Here is a 6,972-nt window from a genome sequence, read left to right as displayed (position 1 = left end):
GCCGGGATGACAGGGGGGCGCGGTCGAGATGAGGCGGCATAGCTTACAAAAGAGCTGGGATAAGGCGGCACGGAAAGAGAGCTTTACTCAGGCGTATACCCCATCACATAACCGTCTGCTGCAAAACAATGTCACAATTTACACGCCAGCGTCTGCTGCTGTACACCTCGACAGTGATGGCATTGCACCGTACACTCAATGCCGGATTCAGGCAGTAGCGAGTTGCAATGACACAGACACGATTCTTTATAAACGCGTATGAAATTGATTTGTCGCGCTCTGTGGTAATCCTGGATAGCCAGCAAACCCATGTAGAACCAAAAGTGTTGCAGGTCTTGCTGCTACTCGCACAACGTCAGCGTGAGCATGGCGAACAGGTGGTCACCCATCAGGAGATAATGAGTCAGGTCTGGCAAGGTGCTGAAGTGGTGCCCAACGCCCTGCAACGCTGCATTGCCATTTTGCGCAAAGTACTGGGAGACGATGCCAAAAACCCCACCATTATCGCCACCCATCCAAAAATAGGGTATCGCCTGATTGCTCAGGTGCGCTGGCCGGAGCCCTCGGTTGAGCCGGCAACCAAAACAACTAATACCCTCTATTTTAAAGCGCCAATAATGGTAGTGAGCACTCTCTTACTATGTTCTTTATTGTATCTGCTCTGGCCCGATAATCGACGCCCTGAATACACTCGCCTGACCCCAGTAACCCACACGGATGCTCATGAATCGCATGTTATTTTTAGTCCCGATGGCGACTACCTGATCTTTAATCGCTATGCCGGTAGTTGCACTAACCACCTGTGGGCCAGACATATTAGCAGTCACAAAGAGCATCAGCTCAGTCACACACCCGGGCAATATGGTGCAGCGAGTTTTACTCCCGACGGCCGCGAGCTGGTGTTTGCCGCCAAAGCGGATTGCAACCTGAAAACTGACGAGTTCGACACCCAGTCCTGCTGGGCACTGGCTTCACTGGACTTTGCACGGGCGCTCGGTCAGCCACAAACCATTGAATCACGTTATCTGTGTAACCATACTCAACCTCATTTTCCCAGAGCACTGCCCAATCACGTTTACGCCTTCTTACAACACGAAACGGGTCAAAGTCAGGTGGTTCAGTACAACGACTTAACTAAGAGTATCAATACCTTATCCTCCACCAAAAACGAATATCTGTACCACTTTGATTATCATGCGCCCAGTCAGCGCTTTGCCTTGCTAAGCCAGGACAAACAGCTCAATCACATACTTAGGATTGTGGATAAAGAGGCGCAAGTCTTACACCGCAATCAAATCACTCTGCTGCCACATATGGATCCGAACACCTATTTGCCGGGTCGGTTTACACCCGACGGTAACACTTTGCTGGCAGTCAGCAACGGCCAGCTGTACACCCTGAGCCTCGAGGGTAAGGTAAGCCAGATCTCGATTCCGGCCAGTCATCTTCTCTTTGCAGACAAACATCCAATTGATCACACTCTGGCAGCCATTCACGGTGGTAAAGACATCGATATTGCGCACCTGTTGCTGAACAACTCCCCTTCAGCCGACACAGCGACAGACATAAATCACGATTTAAACGCCCGTGCCCTGCCCTACCCCAGCTTGTCGCGCACGCAGGCGCAGGAGCGGCAGGCTCAGTTTTCACCCGACGGCCAGCAGATTGCCTTTATTTCTAATCGCAACGGTGAGGATCAGCTCTGGATATGGAAAGAGGATCGAGCCATAGCACTCAGCAACACCGGCGCTTCGCATCCTATTCATGGATTTGCCTGGTCGCCGAATGCCAGACACTTACTCTGGGCGCAGGGCGGCAAGCTGTACCGCGCTGATTTATCTGGCCAGCAGCACAGCCTGAGCACAAGATTGCCAGTTCATTCGGTACAGGCCTGGCATCAACCGGAACAAGTGCTGGTGCTGATCAACGACCCAATGCCCGGCGGCTTGTATCTGTATAATTTAGCAAGTGGTGAGCTGAGCAAACTGGGGATTAATGGCGTGCACCGCGCATGGCAGGCAGGTGAGCTGGTGCACTACAGTGACGCACAGGGCAAGGTAAAGCGCTTTGGCGTGGGTGACAATCCCACCCACGCCAAAGCGCTTACCACCCTGAATGGGCGCGCTATGGTGATAAAAGGCGGGCATATCTTCAGCGTTGACCAGAGTAGCCTGACGCTGAACCAGTTCGATTTAAACGGCACTCTGATTAAAACACTTCGTACACTCAAACCCACCGCCTGGAAAATAAGTGACGTGCATCAGGGCCAGCTGTTGCTGGAGCAGTTTATTGGTATTGAGCAGGAGCTGATTCTCATAGAGTAACGTTTTTAAGGATCAAAAAAGGCATACCTGTCAGCATGCCTTTGCTGGCTCATAACGCGTGAATAACCGTGCAAAACTCAGCGAAATAGATTATCTGTAGCTATAAACAACGTGTGTAAAGCCACCTACTGGTGCCGAGTATTGACGACTTCCCATAGGGTAATAACACTTGCCATGATCCTTCACATAGTAACCCATGATCACTCTTGACCCATCCAGCTTCGGTGAATTGGGTGAACATGCAGAATGCCCGGCACTGAATAACTGAACGCCTCTGATCAAATCAAGCGTTCTGAAGTACTTTTTACCATCTTCAACCAGCACATGATAATCTGGTGCGACATAGCTTTTGCTATGCCAGCCAACATGACAGATTTCTGCATTGCGATAGAAAGTCCCAAACAGGCCATTCTGGTCCTTACACAGGCCAACTTCAGACCCGATCCCACCAAACATGACAACATGGTTATAGTAATTGTATTTGTAGTAATCGGCTTTGCTCACAAAGCCCGCACTGGCAGCACCACTCACAGATAATAATGCCGCAGTCAAAAAAAGTGATTTAAGTTTCATGTTTTTTCCCTGTTGATTGTTTTATCGTTTTAAATGCACTCAGACAGGTACAGCGCGGATGAAACGTGCACTAGGTTGGCCTGAACACATGCAACTAATGTATCCATCAATTACAGGGCATGTTACTCCCCAGGCGGGGAAGAACCATCACCATATTGGGGGGTGACAATAACTTGAGGGGTGGGAAAACTGTGGGCCTGGACTAAATGGAATGAAGGGATCAGTCGACTGACCCCTTTACTCAGTTAATGACCAAACTTAATGCGCACACCGGCATTGACAATAAAACCATCGTTGCGCGACCAGATATCCGTCGTCCACTGACCACTGACTGCCTGCTGTGGTAACAACAGCGGATGCTCGTCGGTTTGTTTTACATCCAGCAGGTTTTCAAAGTTAATAAACCAGCTGTAACGCCCCGTGGTGATCTCCCCCATCAGGCCCAGGTGCCAGTATGGGTCAGACTCAGTGACAAACGGATTGGCATTCAGGCGCTGTGGCCCGGTGTAATAAGCTTCAAACCCGGCGCGGAAGTTGCCGTGTTGCTCCCACATGGCCACAAACCCCGCTGAGTGTTTAGGCGTGAGCGCAATCTCTGTACGCGTCCGGGCATCCACACTTTGGGTTGCATCCAGATATAAATAGCTGGCGGTCAGTTTCACATCCCGCCAGTAATAACGCAGCAGCACTTCTGAGCCACGGATCTGGCTCTCGCCCAGCGCATTGATCAGCCGTACCTGAGTGGGTTGCGAGCCATCCGATGTTGGCACCACCTCCAGCTCAGTCACGTTATCCACATTTGAGCCGAACAGGGTCAGACTGGTTTCAACCGAATCAAAGGTATAGGTAAAGTCCAGCGAGGCAGTTTCGGCTTCCTCTGTCTGCAATTCACCTATCGGTGCTAAGCGCGATAAACCCGCCGCTTCAATGTCTTCCACAAAAGGCGTTGGTGCAAAATAGCCCTGTGCATAGGAGCCGCGTACCGTCAGCTCGCCCGGACGATACAACAAGGTCACTCGCGGACTAAACTGAGTACCATATTCATTGTGGTCGTCCACCCGCGCACTCACCGAGGCGGTCAGCGTATCGCTCAGGGTGTGATCCAACTGAGCGAACAGGCCTGGTACTTCATAACGATAATCAAAGCTCGGAAATGTCTCAGACTCAAACACATCCGACTGATAGGCCACGCCCAGTAGCCAGTCGGTGGTGTCGTTGTACCCACTGACACTGGTTTCAAACAAATAGCTTTCGTGCTTGTCCTCTTCCAGCACCAGACCAAAGCCGTGCTCATGGTTTTGTACCATGGCCGATGAGCGTGCATGCAGCGTAAGCGTGTCGGACATCGGCTGGCTATACACAAATCCACCGTCCAGACGTTCTGAATCCTGCGATTGCACATACGGATTACCATCCGCCATGGTAAAGCCATCTTTGGTTCCCCCCGTGCGCTGTTCGGTCATGGCTCCGGCCGTGACATACAGAGTTTCACCCTGCTCTCCTTCCCAGAACAAACGCGGCCGTGCTGTGTAACGTTCATACCCGGCCAAATCGAACCAGCCATCGTTGTCTATGTCTTCGGACTTCTGATGATGGGCACCCAGCGTCAGCGAGCCTTTGAGGTCATTACTCAGCGGACTTTCGATATAAGACGTCAGATCCTGGCCATCGCGTGTGGTCAGGTTCAGCAGCACCTCGCCCTTGAACTCGTCGCCCGGCTTACGAGAGATCAGGTTAATCACCCCGCCAAGTGCTGAGCCACCATATAAAGACGACGCCGAGCCTTTGATGATCTCAACCCGGCCCAGATCCGTGGGTGGAATTTGTAATAGGCCAATCGATGCTGCCTGATTACCGTAGAGCGGCAAACCATCGGCCAGCAACTGAGTATAACGACCATACAAACCCTGCAATCGAATATTAGCACTGCCCAGCGCAGGCGACGTGGTTTGCATGCGCACGCCACCTGTTTCGGCCACCAGCATGGAGATATTGCCCGGGCGCATCGCCGCCTTTTCTTCGATTTCTTCGCGGTTGATCAGCTCCACCCGCACCGGCTGCTCATCGGCAATACGGCCAGAGCGCGTTGCCTGAATGACGATTTTTTCCATCTCATGACCGTGGCCGTGCTCATCATGGTGCTCATCGTCAGCGTGTGCATCATGGTCCCCGTCTTCATGCTTTTCTTCAGCATGGGACTCCTGTGCCTGATGCTCAGGCCCTGGCGCAACCAGCGCAGCACTCACAGCAGTGGCCAGCGGACTCAGCGGCGCCGCCACACTCACCGACATCCCCAGCGATAAACAACTTACAGATAAAACCAAACCGGCAGAACGAAACGTATCAGACATAACTATTTACTTGACCCTCAGGACAGGAATAAATGATACTGCCGATGCTAAAGGTTACAGCGACTGGAAGGTCAATATGAAAATCAGCGAACTTGCGACGAAATCCCAGATAAATGCGAAAACCATCCGCTATTATGAACAAGTTGGTTTACTCAGCGCACCACAACGCGCCAGCAATGGCTACCGCCACTACCAACCGGGCGACGTAGACACCCTGATCTTTATCCGCCGCTGCCGCGAGCTCAACATCCCGCTGGACGACATCAAACGCCTGGTCGAAGTACAAGCCGACCCCAACGCCTCCTGCGCCGTGGTCGATAAAATCATCGCCGAACAACTCGCCCAGGTACAACGCGCCCAGCGCGAACTGGCTCTGCTAGAGCAATCCCTGCAAACCCTCGCCTCATGCAGCGGTGAGCAGGTTGATCAATGCACCATTTTGCATAAATTGAAGGCGCCGTGAGCAGCTGAAATATGAATAAAAGTGTTGTAACCTTATGCAATACAAACCAGATAAAAATAACAAAGCGCCATAGATGCCACGACTTTCGATTTGCCTGCTGCTCGGCCTATTTTGCCTGCTAACGACACAACCTCTATTTGCGCAGTTCAGTATTGACCACACTGAAAATACACTTATTCTGCCGTTGGCACACCCGGTTGGCACGCATTACATGTATTTTGAGGACTCAAACCGTCACAGTCACAGGACACAACCAAACGCGCCCAGGCAACTTGGTGTGCGATTTTTTTACCCTACCAAGCTAAGTGCCAGCACCCGGAGATTACCGCTGTTAAACAATCAGTTTTCGCGCTCGCACAGGCTGATTTATGATACAGACGCAGATATGACACATATCGCTCCGCTGAGCGCAATGACATGGAACATTGCCGCAGAGAATGAAATACATCTGCCACACGACGCTTTACCCCTGATCATTTTTTCCCACGGTTATTATCTTAATCCCGAATTATTTACCATCATGGCTGCATATATCGCCAGCCGGGGATACCTGGTCGCTTCCATCAATCACAGTTTTGGCTCGGATTATTATCAGCCGCCCAATTCAAAAGCGATAAAAACAATAGAGCTGCCATCAGATGATCTGGGCATTGATTTACCCATGTGGTCAGCAGATCAGCGTTTTGTACTGACTAAAATAAAACAAATGAATCACGACCCGCAAAGCCCGTTATTCAATACATTCAATGGTCAGGTAGGTATTCTGGGTCATTCTTACGGTGGTGCAGCGGCGTTTTATACCGCGGCAAAAACACCCGAAGTAACCGCTATTGTTAATATGGATGGCACTGTATTTGGCTGGCAAGATATCACCATCACACAACCTTTTATGTATGTGCAGGCAGACGAAGAATACTTTAGCGAAATCTTTATCAACGTACACAACAAAGGTTATTTAGCGCTGTTTGAATCGCTCAATCACGTCAGTTTTTCCGACATTGTGGTACTAAAAGACTGGCTAAAAAGCGGGCTGAAAGAGACACCTCAAGTTAACGCTATTCTGGATGTTGCCAGGCTAAATGCCGCTTTTTTTGAGCACCACTTTCATCACACTGAAGAAACGTTTGTGCCAGCAATCAAAAGCGCCACCCCATTTTCCTTAAAACTCTCTGACTGCAACCCCAAACATAACGACTCAGAAACGCCATTGCGCTGCCTGAGACATCGAATTAGGCACTGGACACAACAGTTATTTTAATTT

5 protein-coding genes are annotated in these 6,972 nt (G+C 50.7%); 3 read left to right on the top strand and 2 right to left on the bottom strand.

Annotated elements, in window-relative coordinates; genetic code table 11:
- Window positions 1-227: 227 nt before the first annotated feature.
- A complete protein-coding gene (locus CWB98_RS18025; protein ID WP_138546117.1) occupies window positions 228-2,324 on the top strand; it encodes a winged helix-turn-helix domain-containing protein in 2,097 nt (698 codons plus the stop codon).
- Between the two features lie 90 nt (window positions 2,325-2,414).
- Here CWB98_RS18025 and CWB98_RS18020 read toward each other — a convergent pair whose 3' ends face one another.
- Both CWB98_RS18020 and CWB98_RS18015 read right to left on the bottom strand, forming a co-directional pair.
- On the bottom strand, window positions 2,415-2,897 hold the full coding sequence (locus tag CWB98_RS18020; RefSeq protein WP_138546116.1) for a hypothetical protein: 483 nt from the start codon (window positions 2,895-2,897) through the stop codon (window positions 2,415-2,417).
- Window positions 2,898-3,142: 245 nt separating this feature from the next.
- On the bottom strand, window positions 3,143-5,248 hold the full coding sequence (locus CWB98_RS18015; RefSeq protein WP_138546115.1) for a TonB-dependent receptor plug domain-containing protein: 2,106 nt from the start codon (window positions 5,246-5,248) through the stop codon (window positions 3,143-3,145).
- Between the two features lie 76 nt (window positions 5,249-5,324).
- On the opposite strand from CWB98_RS18015, the gene CWB98_RS18010 reads away from it, so the two are divergent.
- Complete coding sequence (locus tag CWB98_RS18010; protein ID WP_138546114.1) at window positions 5,325-5,711, top strand: MerR family transcriptional regulator; 387 nt, start codon at window positions 5,325-5,327, stop codon at window positions 5,709-5,711.
- 73 nt (window positions 5,712-5,784) lie between these two features.
- The gene (locus tag CWB98_RS18005; RefSeq protein ID WP_138546113.1) at window positions 5,785-6,969 is read left to right on the top strand and encodes an alpha/beta hydrolase family protein; all 1,185 of its coding nucleotides are present in this window, start codon (window positions 5,785-5,787) and stop codon (window positions 6,967-6,969) included.
- Window positions 6,970-6,972 lie beyond the last annotated feature (3 nt).

This window comes from Pseudoalteromonas rubra (assembly GCF_005887115.1).
Taxonomy (GTDB): domain Bacteria; phylum Pseudomonadota; class Gammaproteobacteria; order Enterobacterales; family Alteromonadaceae; genus Pseudoalteromonas; species Pseudoalteromonas rubra_F.
Note: the sequence above shows the minus strand (reverse complement) of the source record. Positions and strands in the feature narration are given on the sequence as shown.

Bases quoted from the DNA above. Each gene is read 5' to 3' on its own strand.
- CWB98_RS18005 (WP_138546113.1), top strand. From the start codon at position 5,785: ATGCCACGACTTTCGATTTGCCTGCTGCTCGGCCTATTTTGCCTGCTA.
- CWB98_RS18025 (WP_138546117.1), top strand. From the start codon at position 228: ATGACACAGACACGATTCTTTATAAACGCGTATGAAATTGATTTGTCG.
- CWB98_RS18020 (WP_138546116.1), bottom strand. From the start codon at position 2,897: ATGAAACTTAAATCACTTTTTTTGACTGCGGCATTATTATCTGTGAGT.
- CWB98_RS18010 (WP_138546114.1), top strand. From the start codon at position 5,325: ATGAAAATCAGCGAACTTGCGACGAAATCCCAGATAAATGCGAAAACC.
- CWB98_RS18015 (WP_138546115.1), bottom strand. From the start codon at position 5,248: ATGTCTGATACGTTTCGTTCTGCCGGTTTGGTTTTATCTGTAAGTTGT.